This window comes from Vagococcus sp. WN89Y (assembly GCF_052220145.1).
Lineage (GTDB): Bacteria > Pseudomonadota > Gammaproteobacteria > Enterobacterales > Enterobacteriaceae > Kosakonia.
In genome coordinates, this window is record NZ_JBQPOM010000014.1 from 106,165 (window position 1) to 121,479 (window position 15,315).

The window sequence follows — 15,315 nt, forward strand, 5'->3', positions numbered from 1 at the left end:
TATGTTAATTTTCCTGTCAATTATAGTATTCACAATCAGATATTTTCCCCGGTAAGCAGTAATAGAAAGAATTATGCTTGCTTTGGATGAGCCAGGTTTACCCTGGCTCGTGTTTGGCCCGTTCTCTGTGTATAAAAGAATAAGATGCGCTCCTACAGACACAAATATATTGATGCTTTACGTAAAGAATTGCTACAAGTGATAAGCAAGAATTAAGCTTATAGAGTTAATGCGTTAATAACAAAGTTAGTAAAGATTGGTGCAACTTTGTACACTATTGCCACAGAGATATTCACTGCAAAGAAAATTATTCCCGGCAGCGCGCTGTGCAACATTTTCCATTGCATCTTCAATATCGCCAAATTCGTTAATACAACGCTGATAAAAAGCTTCTTGCTCAGTGAGTTTAGTGGACAGATTATCCATTTTGAATCCCCTCTTTTCGATGATTTTTACACTCTTAAGAAGAAGTCAGCAGATATGACAACAACCTCTGTTAAAAAATTAAGTGTATTACTAAGATTTTACAAGTGCCGTTAAATCTACAGAACGCTCTTAAAATTTTAAATTAAATAAAGAGTTAGTTATCAATAAATATTTAGGTTGTTAATTTTTAATAGTATTATTTTGAAATGAAAAGAAAATTTACATTATTTTGTTTTTCAGAGGGTTATAAATAATATTATTGTATTTTGAAAGCTTACATTGTTGATGCTTATCAATGGGTGTGCTGCCGGAATTTTCTGAATAAACCCGATGATAGCCAAAAAAAATGATCTGATATGTTTCTGGTATTTATATTTATGAGGCATTGTGATGTTTTATATAAAGTTGTGAATTTATGATTGCCGATTATTCTGGATAGGAAGAGTGAGACTGCATGACGAATCTTAAAACAGCCATCATTTCTTGTGTTTTGCCTCAGGTATTCTATTATTTGTTGTACTTGATTTTCAGGAAATTAATTCATTTCAGCGGGGTTGTCTTGTCTACGTAACTTAATGAATGTACTGATTTATTAAGATCATTTTCTAAAACATATTTAAATATATGCTATCGTTAAGGCCACAACGCTTTATGTTCGCAAAAATTATATTGCGCTATCATCATTTGTGCATAAAAAAGGTGTGAATCTATATATATTTCATCGTTTTCGGTGAGGTATTAATATTCTATTACCTGAACAGAGGTGTATATGAACAATGCTAGCCAAACCACTTTCGTTAGCTCTGAATTATTCCCGGCTGCTGGTACAATAGTTGATAGCCATTTACTGGATAGTGTTAAAACGCAAAAATCGGCCTCGCAAGAAGTTATTTTCCCAGATGCTGCGCTGGCAAGCAAAGTATGCGCTGCGTTAAATATTCCGGAGGGTGATCCTATTACTCAGGATGAACTGGAAGCGCTCATTTCACTCACTGCCACTTCTGCCGGGATAACCGATATTTCGGGTCTGGAGTATGCGACTAATGCCGTACAATTAGAGCTGTCTGTCAATCAAATCCAGGATCTTACCCCTTTAGGTGGTCTACAAGATTTATATTATCTTGGTTTGAGCAATAATGATATTTCCGATCTCTCACCTATCGAAAATCTTCCGGCGCTTACCACATTGGCTGTCAATTACAATAATATTACTGATATTTCACCGGTTAATACTATTACGAGCCTGCAAACACTTGGTGCTGATGGTAATAATATTTCCGATATCTCATCGCTAAGCGGGCTTGTAAATATGAGCCAGTTCAGCTTTGTTGATAACAATATTTCAGATATCTCTGTGGTTGAGAATTATCCCAATCTAAGAGGTGTATATTTTAGTAATAATCCGCTTTCCAGTATCGAACCTCTGTGTGACAGAACTACTTTGCAAGTTGCTGTGCTGAATAATATTGGCATCAGCGATTTTTCAGTTCTCACCGATCGTGAAGCCCTGGGGCGTGTCGAAATATCCAATAATAATGTAACAGATATTTCTTTTATCAAAAAATCGAAAGATTTTGTGGTAACATTTATGGCAGAATCAGATAATATTACTGATTTGACTCCATTGAAGGATGCTGCTCACTTAAAAATATTGTCACTTTATAACAATCCCGACCTGAAGGATATTTCCCCAATAGATAATGCTCCTGTACTGGCTGACTTTGGCTTCCCAAATACTAGTGTTACGGATTTAACTCATGTAAATAAAAATATTTTTGGGCTGTATATTGCCCACGATAAAATTGACGACTTTAGCCCGATCTCGAATATTACTTATTTACAAATGTTCAATGCCGTCGACACGGGCATGAAAGATGTGAGCTTTCTTAAAGATCTCACCTTGCTTAATTATGCCATGCTTGATGACAACCAAATCACGGATTTACGCAGTTTGTCAGATAAATACTATCTGCAATTTTCTGTAGATGATCAGGTAATCACCCTGGATGATACAACACTCGGGCAGTCGACCAGCCTGTCGTTATTCAATCGTGAGGGTAATGTTCCGCCAATAACCTGGTATACACCGGGAAGTTATGATCCGGATACTGAAACTGTGACCTGGGATAATCCGGGCTTGAATGCTTTAGCATGGAGCGAAACCGACGAGCGAAGCTATATATTCGCCGGGACTTTGACGCAATATGTAAGCAATTAATGCCAGTGACTTTCTGATATAAAATAACGGGTGATTGTGAGTTGTGATTGGTTTAACCAATGATATTTGAATGTACTTATGGATTATATAGCGGCGTAACTCCCGCCGCTATATTAAATTATGGATTAGATATCCTGAAAATTACCCAACTGATATCCGCGTTCTGCAATTGCATATTTCAGCGAGGGGGAAGTCAGTACTGCAAGTTCAGTTAAGCGTGGATAGCAATAAGCGCTTTGACGCAGGGTATTGTCGACAAAGGCCGGATGGCACATTACCTCCACTGAAGACTCGCCTCTCGCCTCAGATGCATCCAGCACCTGTAAAAAGCAGGTTTCTGAAACGTCCTCGCCGTAAAACTCGCTACTGAACCCCTGCGTGCTGCGTACAGGCAGCTCAAAATCCGCATCGTTAAACACGCTTTTTCTGTCAAAGCGTACCGGCAATCCCCTGCGTGCGGCAAAGTGCGCTACGATAGGGAAGATCTGCGGGATCATATGAATATGATGATGGCTGTCGATATGCGTGGGCTCCCGGCCAAATAGCGTGATAAAACGTTGGTACTGACACTCCAGCTCGTGGGTGATTTCATCCAGTGGAAGAATGTCTTCATCCGCCATATGCCAGATCCATTTACCGAGTTGCCCCTGGCGGGTGAGGCCAGGCATTAGCGACAGCGGTTTACCCAGCGTCAGCACGAAATGCATGCCGATTGCCAGTTTTGGTAGCTCCAGGCTTAACTGCACAGCGTGGTCAATCGCCTCTCCATTGACCAGCGCTGTTGTTGAGGTGACCACTCCGTGGCGATAACTGTCAATAATGCCGTAGTTTTGCCCTTTGCTCAGGCCAAAGTCATCGGCATTTACAATTAATAAGCGTTCCATAGCTTTCCCCTGTTGGTGTTATTCGCCCTTAAGTTGGGCAATGCATTGTGCGAAATTTGGCAACCATTTTTCATGGGCAAGGATCATCTCATGTGCCAGTTTTTCAGCATCGCGATCTGAGTGCACCAAAGGACTGAGGTTTAGCGCCAGCAGCACATCATTTAACTTACCGCTCAGCGCCGCATTACTGGCCGCTATTTCGAAGCCTTTTATTGTATAAATAAGCCCCAGTACCTTTTCGTCAAAATGCCTGATACGTGGGTGCGGAATTGCGCCATTGCGCCCTAATATGCAGGTCATTTCTACCGCCCAATCCGCAGGAATATTATCTACATGCCCGTGGTGCGGGATATTAACGTAGTGCTCGCTCTGCTTATCGTTATAGATAGCATTGATAACTTCGCAAGCCGCATCGGAGTAATACGCTCCTCCGCGCTGTTCCAGTTCCTTTGGTTTTACCTTAAGCTGCGGATCTTTATACAGTTCAAAAAGTTGTTTTTCGATCTGCTGTACCACCTGCGCACGCGCGCCGCCTTTATAGTATTCCCCCATCTCTATTGCCAGCATCTCTTTTTGTTTAAAGTAGTAGAGCAAATAAGAACAGGGAAGCAGGTTCAGCGAGCGAATTAAACCTTCGCTGAAGGGCAGGTCAAAAATATTTTTTACCGTCGACGCTTTTAATTTCCCGCTGGCAACGCCATCGAGTAATTCCGCAAAGCGTGACTGACCATTTACCAGCACGTCTTTTATAAAGACCATATGGTTAAGCCCAAAGAGATCGATTGACAGTGCATCGCTCTCATCAAGATTCAGCACGTCGCGGATAAACATTTTCATGCCAACCGGAATATTGCATACGCCGATAAATTTTTTAAAGTTTGTGTGACGATATACGGCTTCGGTTACCATTCCGGCAGGGTTCGTGAAGTTGATAACCCACGCATCTGGACAAAGTTCTTCGACATCTTTCAGGATGTCGAAAATCACCGGAATGGTGCGTAACCCTTTAAATAACCCCCCAGCGCCATTTGTTTCCTGACCAAGATAACCCAGGCTTAAGGGAATACGCTCATCCAGCTCGCGTGCTTTGAGTTGGCCTACGCGCAGCTGCGTAGTAACAAAGTCTGCGTCTTTGAGCGCCTCACGGCGGTTCAGCGTTTTATACAGCTTGAGCGGGACGCCTGCGTTATCTACCATCCGTTGGCAGAGGTCGAAAATAATATCCAGTTTCTCTTTTCCGTCTTCCACATCCACCAGCCATAATTCCGTTACCGGCAGTTCGTGATAGCGTTTGATAAACCCTTCGAGTAATTCTGGGGTATAGCTGCTACCACCACCAATAGTGACGACTTTTAATTTCTGGCTCATAACTTTCTTCCTTCTGTGTATGCCTGATTGATGTCAGGGAATAGCGCCACGGGACTGGCGCTATGTTGCAGGCAGACAAGTAAATTTATCGAATTGCGTAAGTAAATTACTGATTAAATTCAGTGAGTCTTTTACGATAACTATTAGGCGTAAAAGAGGTCATCTTTTTAAACGTTTTGATAAACAAACTGGGGCTACTATACCCTGACTCCCAGGCGATATCGGTAACGGAATAGTTGGTCATTTCCAGCTGTTTTTTCGCAAAGTTGATGCGGATCTCATTAATTATCTGCATCGGCGTTTTGCTGTAATAACGCTGTGTTGAGCGTGTCAGGTACTCTTGCGATTTACCTGATAACCGCACCATATTTTCCAGTGCGTTCTCGGCAAACTGTGTTTTATTATGCATCGCCTCGACAGTGGTTTTTAACCACTGTGGCGTATCATCGATAACCTGTTCTTCGCGGTGATGGCGTAACCGATTAATGATGTAGAACGTTACCACTTCAATAAATTCATCCAGTCCGCTTTCGCGAAAATTAAGCGAGGCAATAACCGTTTCTACATAGGTCATAAAAGCACTGTTAGCCCGATAGGCCTGCGAAGCAACAAAATAGCAGGGTAAGAGCGCCAGATAGTGCTGTTCAAAAAAACGTTTACTGATACCGACATTCAGTATGCGGGTCGCGCCAAATTCATAAAAACTTTGATGATGCGAGCCTAACGGAATAAATACAAAATCCCCTCGCTCCAGCAGCACCCGCTTACCATTGATCTCCTGGTAATAGCGACCGGTTAAAACCAGCGTAAATTCATAATAGTCGTGCTGATGAAGCCCGCTGGCGCTTTCGGTTTTGTTGTAGATAAACACATGGAAGTTTTTGCCGTTAAAAAGCTGTTGCTCTCGCACAGTAGTTATTTCCAGGGTGTCAATCGTAAGCTGCATCATCTCTTCCTTAAGCTTTCAGTTTTTCGTGAAGCTCAATTAACTCAGTAATTAACTCTCGCGCCAGCATCGACGTCATCAGATGATCCTGAGCATGCACCAGAACCAGACTGACTTTCATTGCGCCTTCTCCCTGATCGTCTTCAATCAGCTTCGTCTGCACGCGATGCGCTTCATTTAATGCCTGGCGCGATTGAACCATCATTTTTTTAGCCGCTTCAAAATCGCCTTGCTTGGCCTGTTTTAGGGCGGCGTAGGCCAGGCTGCGCGCCTGCCCGGAGTTGATGATAAGCCCCATCACCACTTCTTCTAACGCGTCTGTTGCCGTTGGTGTATCAATAATATTATCGAGTTCAAACATAGCATTACCTCTCACTTCACCCGGCATCGGCAGCGCCTGCCGGGTTTACATTAAAACTTCAACGCATTCGCGATATCTTCTTCGCTCTCTTCCTGCTCAATCGTGTTTTGTGCTTTGTTCGCTATCACCACGAAGGGCAGGTAGATAAGGGTTGCCACGCCAAGGTTGAACAGAGCGACCAGCAGGGCGGCAACGCTACCGTTGGTATTAAAAAAAGCGCCCAGCCCGGTTGGCATCGTCCACGGCGCGATATTCGTTATCGGTGGAATAATGCCGGAGTAGTAGGCCAGCAAAGTGATACCGGCAAGAACCGGCTGCACCAGGATAAACGGGATAAACATGACCGGGTTCATGATAATCGGCAGGCCGAACAGGATAGGTTCGTTAATCTGGAAAATACCGGAAGGGAGCGCAAGCTTTGCCACCTGACGGTAATCGGCGCGGCGCGAAGCAATAAAGATAGCAATGATAAGGCCAAGTGTCGCCCCGCTGCCACCGAGGAAAATATAAGAGTCCAGCATCGGTTTTGCCCAGACGTGGAAACTTTTTCCGGCTGCCAGCGCCGCATCCACGGAGCCGAACTGCTGGTAGGTAGCGATATTTTCCAGTGCCCAGGGAGTCATAATACCGCTATCCAGTGCGGTCAGCGCCAGCGAGCCATGAATACCAAAGAACCACAGCAGGGGCACAAAAAGGACATAAGCCCAGCCAACCACACTGCCCAGCGATGCCAGCGGGGTAGAAATGGTATCCATAATAATTTGATGGAAATTGGTACCATATATCGTCAGCGTCCAGCCAATTACCCCCATAATGGAAAGAATAATAAAGCCAGGAATTAATGCAGAAAATGAGCGGGAAACAGAAGTCGGTACGCTATCCGGTAATTTAATAACCCAGTTGCGGCGCACAATAAACGTAAACATTTCTGCGACCACCAGTCCAATAATAATCCCGGAGATAATATTCGCCCCGCCTAACCAGTTTGCGCCTACCGCATAGGCCTCACCAACACTGTAAGGCGTCACAGTCATAAATGCGGCAACGGAGAGTAACCCGGCGGCCAGCGCATCGACTTTACGCTCTTCGGCCAGCGCCATACCAATAAAGAAGGGGGCCATTAACGACATAATACCTAATGTGCCGTTATAGACGCTGCCGCCAATACCTTTCAGGCTATTTAATGTTTCGATGGTTGACGCATCAAGCCGGACACCTAAGGAATAAAAAAAAGAGCCTTCACCAAAACTTAAGAAAACATTATTGATTAATACAAACATTGCCCCGGCGAGGGTTAATGGCATCAGCCGAATAAAACCGTTTTTGATGGCATTAACATGTGGCTGCTTGCCTATTTTAACAGCAAAAGGCAGAAGTATTTTTTCAAGTGAAGCAATAGCATTACTCATAGCAAAACACCTCTCAATACCGCAATAATATATTGCGGCGAAAGTGTATGAAATTATTCTTTGACGGGAGTAATTAGTTAGCAGCGGCTTTTTTGATTGCTGCAACCGCAGACTTAAGCACACCTAAACCATCGACTTTGCCGTAAAGCATGGAGTCAATAACTTCGACAGGTTTATCCGGTAACAGGCGTTGAATTTCCGCCTGCATATAGGCAATTTGCGGGCCGAGTAAAACGACATCTGCCTGCGGGCCTTTTTCTGCGGCCAGCGTTTCAGGAAATGCTTCAATAATGACCGGTACTTCATATTTTTCTGCCTGCGCGCGCATCTTCGAAACCAGTAAAGATGTGGACATACCCGCAGAGCAGAACAGATAAATGTGTTTCTTTTCCATCGCAGCAACCCTCATATACGATTATTTGTCATCCAGACTTTTCACAAGCGGGAGCCAGCAGTGGGGCATTTCTCACTTGCATAACCGAATTTCTTTTTTAAGCGGCAAAAAGAAGTATATGGCATTGCACTTAGGGATGGTATTTCGTTGGCCAACAAAATTGTCTCTGGTTGACCTTGCGCCATGCCCCCCTTCACATTTCGGGTAATTAGAGAACGGGGCATCGCCTTGTCGAAAATTGTTATCAGGAGCACAAATAAGCCGTGGCTGTCTCATGTTGTATGATGATGCCATTCACGCGGGTAATGTGCCGGGGCAAAACGCAGGGTCAGCAAAATCAATACGACAACGCAAACCGCGTGAAAAGCCCAGTCCAGCACGTAGTCACCGCTCAGACTACGCAATAAACCCGAAAGGTACGGTGCGAGGCCTGCAACAATAAACCCCACACCCTGCATAAATGCGACCAGCCGCCGGGCAATCGCCGGGTGGGGCGCATGATCGAGCGCCAGCACCAGACACAGCGGAAATGCGCCGCCCAGGCCAATACCACAGACGCTGGCCCACAAGACCGGCATTCCCATCGGCAGCCAGATAAAACCGCAAAAACCCACCAGTTGTAGCAACAGCGCAAACAGCAACAACATGCGCCTGTCCTGATGGCGTGCAAACATAGGCAGCAGCAACGCGCCCAGCGTTTGCCCGAGCGTTAATAACGCAAGCAGGCTGCCGCTGTACTGAGCGCTGGTACCAAGCTGCACATAATAAGGCGGCAACCAGGCGATCAGGCTGGCATAGCCCCCGTTAATCAGACCGAAGTAGAGTCCCAGAATCCAGGCGCGGGGGCTGAAATGCAGGCCGGGCAGGAGTGTTTTAGCCGGTTCGTGAGCAGGTGGCGCAAGGGATTTGCTCTGCGGCCACCAACCGATAAGCGCGACGATTGCCGGTAGCGCCCACCATGCAAGCGCGTGATACCAGACCGCGCTGTGCTCAGCAATCCATGGCGTCAGCGCGGCGCCCAGGCCGCCGCCGCCCATCAGTGCGGCTGACCAAAGCCCCATCACTTGCGGCATCCGCCGGTCAAAAAGACGCCTTATCACGGCGGGCATCACGGCCTGGATTATCCCGATACCGATGCCGCCAATCAGAGCGCTGGTCAGCAGGACGGTACTTTGTGGCACTATTTCCCGCAGCATGGCTCCCGCAGCAATCATTAATAAACTCAGCGCGACGCTGTTGCGCTCGCTAAAAAGCGTGTCTATCCGGCCCCCGGCTAGCGCCATTATCCCCATGGCGATAACCGGCAGCGCGGTGAGCATTGACGCGACGGTAAAGCTCATGCCGCTGAGCTGGCGCAACGGCGCAAGCAACGGGCCGATGGAGGTTAACAGCGGGCGCATATTAAGGCCGATGACGACCAGCACCAGCAGCATCGTCTGTTTTTGTTTGCTCATGACTGGTGTTGCGACCACTGAATATAGAGCGGCTTCCCTTCAGCCTGGGGGCGATGGTGGATGGCTAATGACTGTTGCGCCAGCGGTTTTTGGAGCTGGTGATAAATCGCGGCGGTGGAAAGGCCGTAAGGTTCTCCGTCCTCATTGCTGTTAGCGAAATAGACGGCTTGTACGCCGGTGAGATACATGGCGCTCAGGCACATCGGGCACGGTTGCCCGCTGGCATAGACCACACATTCTCGCAGCGAGGCGTTACCAAAGCGTTCTGCGATATCGCGTATCGCGTTCAGTTCAGCATGGGCAGTCGGGTCGCCGTCGGTATGCAGGGTGTTGACGGCCTCGGCGATTATCACATCGCCACGCACTACCACGGCCCCAAACGGGCGTCCGCCGTGTTCAACATTTTTTGCCGCAAGGGTAATTGCGCGCTGCAGGTACTTGTCATGGTCAGTCATTTTTTTCCTGTACATGTCAAAAAAGGGCGTGGTACCGCCACGTAAAGTGTTACTGACAGGGTAAACGCAACGTTTTATAAGTTAAAATAATCGTTTATGATAGAGTCTATAGTTATTACTTATGAGTTAAGCCATGCTTCTGCGTCATCTCACTTACTTTCTGGCCGTTGCGCAGCATCGCAGTTTTACGCGCGCTGCCGCCGCGCTGTTTGTCTCTCAACCGGCATTATCTCAACAGATAAAGCAGCTTGAAGAGAGCCTGGGGGCGCAGCTTTTTGATCGCAACGGGCGCTCCATCCAGTTAACCGACGCCGGGGAGGTCTGGTTACGCTATGTGCAACAAGTGATGCAGAAGCTGGAAGAGGGAAAACGCGCGCTCCATGATGTGGAAGATTTAAGCCGGGGTTCGCTGCGTGTGGCGGTGACGCCAACCTTTAGCGCCTGGTTTATCGGCCCGGTGCTGGCGGCGTTCTGGCAGCGCTATCCCGCCATCCGACTGACGATCAGTGAAATGTCACAAGAGCGGATAGAGGAGCAGTTGCTTGAAGGGGAGCAGGATGTCGGGATTGCATTTGAAGAGAGGCATTCGCCGGAGATCGTGATGCAACCCTTACTCAACGAGACGCTCGCGCTGGTGGTCAGCCGCCAGCATCCGCTGGCTGCAAGTTCCGGCGCGGCGCTTGCGAGCCTGAATGATGCGTTGCTGGTTTTGCTCAGCACAGATTTCGCAACGCGTGGGCAAATCGACCGCGCCTGCGCAGAAAAGGGGCTGCACGCACGGGTGGTGATGGAGGCAAATTCCATCACTGCAGTACTGGAAGTGATTCGCCGTACTCCGCTCGCGACCCTGTTACCGGCGGCGATTGCGGCAAGCCATGACTCTCTGCGGGCGATTTCACTTCACCCGCCGCTGCTGGAGAGAACGGCGGTACTGATGCAGCGCAAAGATGCCTGGCAGAGCAGCGCCGCGCGTGCTTTCAAAACGTTAACGCTTGCGGTAGCCGAGGATCTCAAAAAAAGTAGCCAATAGAGAGCTGCCAGCGCCGATCGGCCTGCGCCAGTACGCGCGAATGAGTGCTTAACCGAAAGACTTTTTGCCACTGTAACGCCAGGTCAACCGGCCCGATATGATGGCGCACTTCAGCAAACCCCAGGTTTTGACCGCGCTGCATATCTCGCTGCCAGATAATGTTCAGATCGTAGCGGTCGAAAATATCTGCCCAGTAAGCCTGTAACAACGCCGCACGCCGGGGAGCCACCCACTCAGTCACCACGGGCGTGGTATTTTGCCCGCCGCCAGACCCGGCGGCGGCAGAAAGATAAGCCAGCGCCCGGCTATTATCGGCAAGGCCGTTGTAATGCCCCTCCAGGCGTAAAGAGAGCTGGTTTTCACCCGTCCAGGTGACACCTGCCGCTGTGCGATTGCGCCAGCGCACCTGCCACTGTTGCCGGGGCAGTGCTTCTTGCCAGGCGAGCGGCTGCCGCCCACCTGCCCACTCGGCGTAGACCAGAACCTGGCGCGACAAAACCCTTGAAAAGTTGGCGCCAAACTGTGGCGAACGCTGCTCTTCCTGAAGCAATAACAGCTGTGGATTAAGGTTTTCCGCAAGACGATAGCTGCCGGAAAGCAGCAGGCGGTTGCGCGGGTTGCTTGCTCCCCAGTCAAGGCTGGTGCTGCTGGTGGCGGGTTTGCTGCTGATTTTGGGCGACCAGATTGCGCTAAGCGCGGCCCGATCCCAGAAGCGTTGCACCCGGATCATGGCGTTACCGAGCCGGTTACTGCGCAGCATTTCCGGGTCGGCGGAGGACGCCGAGCGCACCGTGCCGCGACCGAGAAAATCCGTCGGGTTATAACCCAGCGCCACGCCGTAGCGGGTATTGATACGCCCTGCATCGAAAAGAGTTTGCGGCGTTAGCCTGTAGCTCAGCCAGGCTTCACGCAGCGTGTTAAGGCTATCGCTTTGCTTCAGATCCTGGCTAAAATGGCCGTCCACGCGGTCGGAAAAACCGGCGCGCCATTGCCGGTTAAGCGAAGCCTCCCAGCGTAAATCCAGCGATGCGCGCTGTGTATTGCCAGCCGTGTCTCCGGCAGTGGCGGCGGCTTCCGCCAGTAACCAGAGGTTTTTTTCCGCGTTGGTGGTGAAATCGGTGCTGTCAGCCAGCTCGAAAGCAGCAAAAGGGATCTCGCTGTCGGCGTAAGCGCTGGCCGCTATCGCCAGTAGCAGGAAGCAGCAAAACCTGGGAACGCGCATTGCTTACTCCTCGCGAAAATGGGGCAGAAAGTCACGCTGCAACCAGGCTTGCGGTACGTCGTACCAGGCAAAATCCTGGTAGTGCAATATGGTTACCAGTTGTGAATTTACCGCATCAATAATGACCGACTCGGTCGGGCGCTCGCCGCCCAGCGCTTGCTGATAGCGCCGGTACCAGGTCGTTTTCAGCAGGCTTCCGTTGAGGGCATAAAACTCCGCCTTGCGGCTTTTGAAGTCTGTCTTATCCACCCATAGCTCCATCGATGGGTAGGCGGCGTCCGGGTTTTGCGCCGTCAAATGCAAGCGATAGCAATCGCGCAGTTGCCGCTCTCCGTCCTGTATCTGCTCCTCGCCAACCAACGTTGCCCGGTAGTCCAGCGCCCAGTTTGAGGTTACTACGTCGCCATTGGCTGCCTGACCGAGCAGGCGCTGCTGCGGTGAGATTGGCACGCTGGCGCGGCTGGCGGGATCGTAGAGCCACAGATCGCGACCGCTTTTTAGCGTTAGTTTCCCGGCGTCGCGTTGTGGGTTGATAAAGCGCAGCAGGCTGCGAAACTGGCCGCCATTAGGATCGGCGCGGGAGTAAAGCATAAGCTGGGTGGATTCATGCTGTTTACCGTTTTTATAACTGATAAGCGTGGTCAGCAGGCTAAATGAGCGGCCCGGATTGCGTACCGCGTCGCTGCGTTGCAAAATCTCCTGAGCATTGGGCGTGGCCCCTGCCGGGGCGCAGGCCAGTACTATCAGCCAGGCCAGCAGCCGTGCCGGATGAATAATTCGCATGGATAAATCTTCCGTGTTGATGGTGCCAGAGAGATCAGATGTGGCGCAGCGCCTGGACGATATAAACATTGGCCGCGCGCCGCGCTGGCCACCAGGAGGAGAGCGCCGTCGCCAGCAGCAAAACGCCCACCACGCTGCCCGTCATCGCCCACTCTCCCCAGACGCTGATGCGAATCGGGATCGGTTCTATTACGCCGGGAGGCTGCCAGGATAGTCCGGATCGATTGATTACCCAGGCCAGCACCAGCGAGACACTCACGCCAAGCAGCGGGCCGATCGCCCCCAGCAGCGCGCCTTCATAAAGAAACAGGCGCTGGATATCGCGCCGCTTCAGCCCCACCGCGCGTAACGTCCCAATTTCAACCGTGCGCTCCAGCACCGCCATACTCATGGTATTTCCGACCGTAAACAGGGCGATGCAGAGGATTAAGGCGAGCAGGAAGTTAAAGATTTTGCCGAACATCGCCAGGATCTGTTGGTAGAGCGGCTGCAACTCGCTGAAGTCGTACACCGTCAGTGCATACTCCGCCAGCTCGCTGGCAAACAGCTGCTGTAGCCGCGCCCGCGCCGCATCCAGCTGGGTGGTGCTGTGCAGTTGCAGAATAATGGCCGTCACGCCCGGCGTCTCGCGGCCGAATAACAGCTGCTGTGCCTGGCGCAAATGGATAGCGACCATGCTGTCATCCAGCTCGCGGGCAGGCTGCGGCTGAACCCCTGCTACCTGCACGCGCACGATATTCGGCGCGCCGTCGCTTGTCGCGGCAAGCAGCTCAATGGTGTCGTCTTTGCCCTGTGGCTGTTGGGCATGCACCCTTTGTGAAAGCTGTAAAATATCGTCCGGCAAGCCAGCAGCACCCTCTTGCGGGGTCGGTGCGCCACAGGGTTGGTTTTTGACAAAATCGCACAATTGCAACAGCCGCGCCAGGCCACGCCCTGTCAGTGCCGCATCTGGCAGGGTGCCATCAAGAGATTTGCGCCTTTGAAGCGTGTTGCCAAGCTGGTATTCATCCCACTGATTAAGCTGTTTTTGCCCCTGTTCTTCACTGCCGTAAATAAGCGCAGGCCGCGATGTTCCCACCGCGTAGTGGCCGGCGATTCCGGTCAGCAGCAGCACCGGCGTACTGACCACCACCATCGGCTTCAGTACAGGGTCGCTGGCGATGACGTCCATCACTTTTTGATAGTCGCGAATGCTGTACTGCGCCGGGTTGCCGGTGCCTTGCAGGAGATAGTCGCGGTGCTGGATTTGCAAATGTCCGCTGTCACGGATAAAGGTTGTTTGCAGGCTGTATTCAATAGAGCGGTTATAGCCGCCAAACAGCAGAATGCCAACGGCACCGACCACGATAGCGCACAGGGTGGAGAGCGTGCGACGGCGGTTGCGCAGTAGGTTACGCTGCGCATGTTGCAGAGTCTTTAACATTTGCATCGGTTAGCCTGCATTCGCCGAGGTGATGCTGCCGTCATGCATCACATAGTGATCGTCAGCCGCAGCGATAACCTGCGCGTCGTGGGAAGAGAAGATGACGGTGATCGCCTGCTCCTGCTGCAACTTGCGCAACAGGTGCAAAATGGATTTTCCGGTTTTGCTGTCCAGATTGGCGGTTGGTTCATCGGCCAGAACCAGCGAAGGGCGGTGAATAAGCGCCCTGGCGATGGCAACCCGTTGGCGCTGCCCGCCGGAGAGCTGCGCTGGTAATGAGTTGGATTTATCCGCAAGCCCAACGTTTTCCAGCATTTCGCTGACGGCTCGCCTGCGTTGAGCTGCGCTGCAGCGCTGTAAAATGAGCGGAACCTCGACATTTTCCCGGGCGGTTAATACCGGGATCAGGTTGAAGTTCTGAAAGATAAAGCCCAGATGGCGCGCGCGAAATTCGCTACACCGATCGTCGCTCAGACGCCCTGGCTCCTTACCGGCAATGAGCAAACGCCCGCTGTCGGGATTATCAATCCCACCAATTAAATTGAGTAAGGTGCTTTTTCCGCTACCCGACTGACCGGATAATACGGTAAACCGCTGCGGTGCGATATTAATCGAGACATCTTTAAGCGCATTAACACGCACCTGGCCCAGTAAATAACTTTTACTGACGCCCTGCATTTCTACTGCCCACATTTTCTCTAATCCTGAGTATAACGAGAACGCTCCGGCCGGTTATCCGTAGCGGCCAAATATGAATGATAAATTGCAGATTTAAATTAAAAGGCGAACCTTTATAACCATAAATAATATATGGTCGCTCATTATGCTATAAAAAAATGCAGGCTGCACTAGCGGGGGAGATAATTAAGAATATTTATTGGCAGGCAGATAAACAAAAAAAAGCGGAAGACCATAATGAAAGGGCCTTTCGCCTGAATAACG

General features: G+C 50.0%; 15 protein-coding genes. 2 read left to right on the forward strand and 13 right to left on the reverse strand.

Annotation, left to right across the window (positions count from 1 at the left end):
- Nucleotides 1-246 precede the first annotated feature (246 nt).
- Nucleotides 247-426, reverse strand: coding sequence for a hypothetical protein (locus tag ACTU3N_RS04475; RefSeq protein WP_443084935.1), 180 nt, complete (start codon nt 424-426; stop codon nt 247-249).
- Nucleotides 427-1,195: 769 nt separating this feature from the next.
- Here ACTU3N_RS04475 and ACTU3N_RS04480 point away from each other — a divergent pair.
- Complete coding sequence (locus ACTU3N_RS04480; RefSeq protein WP_443084936.1) at nt 1,196-2,644, forward strand: leucine-rich repeat domain-containing protein; 1,449 nt, start codon at nt 1,196-1,198, stop codon at nt 2,642-2,644.
- 125 nt (nt 2,645-2,769) lie between these two features.
- Here ACTU3N_RS04480 and chbG read toward each other — a convergent pair whose 3' ends face one another.
- From chbG to ACTU3N_RS04520, 8 genes are all read right to left on the reverse strand, one after another.
- Nucleotides 2,770-3,528 (reverse strand): chitin disaccharide deacetylase, encoded by a 759-nt coding sequence (gene chbG / locus ACTU3N_RS04485; protein WP_443084937.1) that lies wholly within the window; start codon nt 3,526-3,528, stop codon nt 2,770-2,772.
- A gap of 18 nt (nt 3,529-3,546) precedes the next feature.
- On the reverse strand, nt 3,547-4,896 hold the full coding sequence (locus ACTU3N_RS04490) for a 6-phospho-beta-glucosidase (RefSeq protein WP_443084938.1): 1,350 nt from the start codon (nt 4,894-4,896) through the stop codon (nt 3,547-3,549).
- A 106-nt stretch (nt 4,897-5,002) separates the two neighbouring features.
- The gene (chbR, locus tag ACTU3N_RS04495) at nt 5,003-5,845 is read right to left on the reverse strand and encodes a transcriptional regulator ChbR (RefSeq protein WP_443084939.1); all 843 of its coding nucleotides are present in this window, start codon (nt 5,843-5,845) and stop codon (nt 5,003-5,005) included.
- Nucleotides 5,846-5,852: 7 nt separating this feature from the next.
- Complete coding sequence (gene chbA, locus ACTU3N_RS04500; protein ID WP_443084940.1) at nt 5,853-6,203, reverse strand: PTS N,N'-diacetylchitobiose transporter subunit IIA; 351 nt, start codon at nt 6,201-6,203, stop codon at nt 5,853-5,855.
- A 50-nt stretch (nt 6,204-6,253) separates the two neighbouring features.
- Complete coding sequence (chbC, locus tag ACTU3N_RS04505) at nt 6,254-7,612, reverse strand: PTS N,N'-diacetylchitobiose transporter subunit IIC (protein ID WP_443084941.1); 1,359 nt, start codon at nt 7,610-7,612, stop codon at nt 6,254-6,256.
- A 73-nt stretch (nt 7,613-7,685) separates the two neighbouring features.
- Nucleotides 7,686-8,006, reverse strand: a complete 321-nt coding sequence (locus ACTU3N_RS04510) for a PTS sugar transporter subunit IIB (protein WP_443084942.1) — start codon at nt 8,004-8,006, stop codon at nt 7,686-7,688.
- Between the two features lie 272 nt (nt 8,007-8,278).
- Complete coding sequence (locus ACTU3N_RS04515; protein ID WP_443084943.1) at nt 8,279-9,460, reverse strand: cyanate transporter; 1,182 nt, start codon at nt 9,458-9,460, stop codon at nt 8,279-8,281.
- Nucleotides 9,457-9,915: a nucleoside deaminase gene (locus ACTU3N_RS04520; protein ID WP_443084944.1), complete on the reverse strand. Its 459-nt coding sequence runs from the start codon at nt 9,913-9,915 to the stop codon at nt 9,457-9,459. The genes ACTU3N_RS04515 and ACTU3N_RS04520 overlap by 4 nt, the downstream gene beginning before the upstream one ends.
- 133 nt (nt 9,916-10,048) lie before the next feature.
- Here ACTU3N_RS04520 and cynR point away from each other — a divergent pair, with 133 nt between their 5' ends.
- Nucleotides 10,049-10,945 carry a transcriptional regulator CynR gene (cynR, locus tag ACTU3N_RS04525; protein ID WP_443084945.1) on the forward strand — a complete coding sequence of 299 codons (897 nt, stop codon included), beginning with the start codon at nt 10,049-10,051 and terminating at the stop codon, nt 10,943-10,945.
- On the opposite strand, the gene ACTU3N_RS04530 is transcribed toward cynR, so the two are convergent.
- Genes ACTU3N_RS04530 through ACTU3N_RS04545 form a run of 4 tightly spaced genes read right to left on the reverse strand, consistent with a single transcriptional unit; the run spans nt 10,926 to nt 15,066 of the window.
- Nucleotides 10,926-12,167: a hypothetical protein gene (locus ACTU3N_RS04530; RefSeq protein WP_443084946.1), complete on the reverse strand. Its 1,242-nt coding sequence runs from the start codon at nt 12,165-12,167 to the stop codon at nt 10,926-10,928. The two genes, cynR and ACTU3N_RS04530, sit on opposite strands and share 20 nt — an antisense overlap.
- A 3-nt stretch (nt 12,168-12,170) precedes the next feature.
- Nucleotides 12,171-12,950: an outer membrane lipoprotein-sorting protein gene (locus tag ACTU3N_RS04535; protein ID WP_443084947.1), complete on the reverse strand. Its 780-nt coding sequence runs from the start codon at nt 12,948-12,950 to the stop codon at nt 12,171-12,173.
- A gap of 34 nt (nt 12,951-12,984) precedes the next feature.
- Entirely contained in the window at nt 12,985-14,379 is a 1,395-nt protein-coding gene (locus tag ACTU3N_RS04540) for an ABC transporter permease (RefSeq protein WP_443084948.1), read from the reverse strand.
- A 3-nt stretch (nt 14,380-14,382) separates the two neighbouring features.
- Entirely contained in the window at nt 14,383-15,066 is a 684-nt protein-coding gene (locus ACTU3N_RS04545; protein WP_443084949.1) for an ABC transporter ATP-binding protein, read from the reverse strand.
- Nucleotides 15,067-15,315 lie beyond the last annotated feature (249 nt).

Bases quoted from the DNA above. Each gene is read 5' to 3' on its own strand.
- ACTU3N_RS04510 (WP_443084942.1), bottom strand. From the start codon at position 8,006: ATGGAAAAGAAACACATTTATCTGTTCTGCTCTGCGGGTATGTCCACA.
- chbA (WP_443084940.1), bottom strand. From the start codon at position 6,203: ATGTTTGAACTCGATAATATTATTGATACACCAACGGCAACAGACGCG.
- ACTU3N_RS04490 (WP_443084938.1), bottom strand. From the start codon at position 4,896: ATGAGCCAGAAATTAAAAGTCGTCACTATTGGTGGTGGTAGCAGCTAT.
- ACTU3N_RS04515 (WP_443084943.1), bottom strand. From the start codon at position 9,460: ATGAGCAAACAAAAACAGACGATGCTGCTGGTGCTGGTCGTCATCGGC.
- ACTU3N_RS04520 (WP_443084944.1), bottom strand. From the start codon at position 9,915: ATGACTGACCATGACAAGTACCTGCAGCGCGCAATTACCCTTGCGGCA.
- ACTU3N_RS04480 (WP_443084936.1), top strand. From the start codon at position 1,196: ATGAACAATGCTAGCCAAACCACTTTCGTTAGCTCTGAATTATTCCCG.
- ACTU3N_RS04535 (WP_443084947.1), bottom strand. From the start codon at position 12,950: ATGCGAATTATTCATCCGGCACGGCTGCTGGCCTGGCTGATAGTACTG.
- chbG (WP_443084937.1), bottom strand. From the start codon at position 3,528: ATGGAACGCTTATTAATTGTAAATGCCGATGACTTTGGCCTGAGCAAA.
- ACTU3N_RS04530 (WP_443084946.1), bottom strand. From the start codon at position 12,167: ATGCGCGTTCCCAGGTTTTGCTGCTTCCTGCTACTGGCGATAGCGGCC.
- ACTU3N_RS04545 (WP_443084949.1), bottom strand. From the start codon at position 15,066: ATGTGGGCAGTAGAAATGCAGGGCGTCAGTAAAAGTTATTTACTGGGC.
- chbC (WP_443084941.1), bottom strand. From the start codon at position 7,612: ATGAGTAATGCTATTGCTTCACTTGAAAAAATACTTCTGCCTTTTGCT.
- ACTU3N_RS04540 (WP_443084948.1), bottom strand. From the start codon at position 14,379: ATGCAAATGTTAAAGACTCTGCAACATGCGCAGCGTAACCTACTGCGC.
- chbR (WP_443084939.1), bottom strand. From the start codon at position 5,845: ATGATGCAGCTTACGATTGACACCCTGGAAATAACTACTGTGCGAGAG.
- cynR (WP_443084945.1), top strand. From the start codon at position 10,049: ATGCTTCTGCGTCATCTCACTTACTTTCTGGCCGTTGCGCAGCATCGC.
- ACTU3N_RS04475 (WP_443084935.1), bottom strand. From the start codon at position 426: ATGGATAATCTGTCCACTAAACTCACTGAGCAAGAAGCTTTTTATCAG.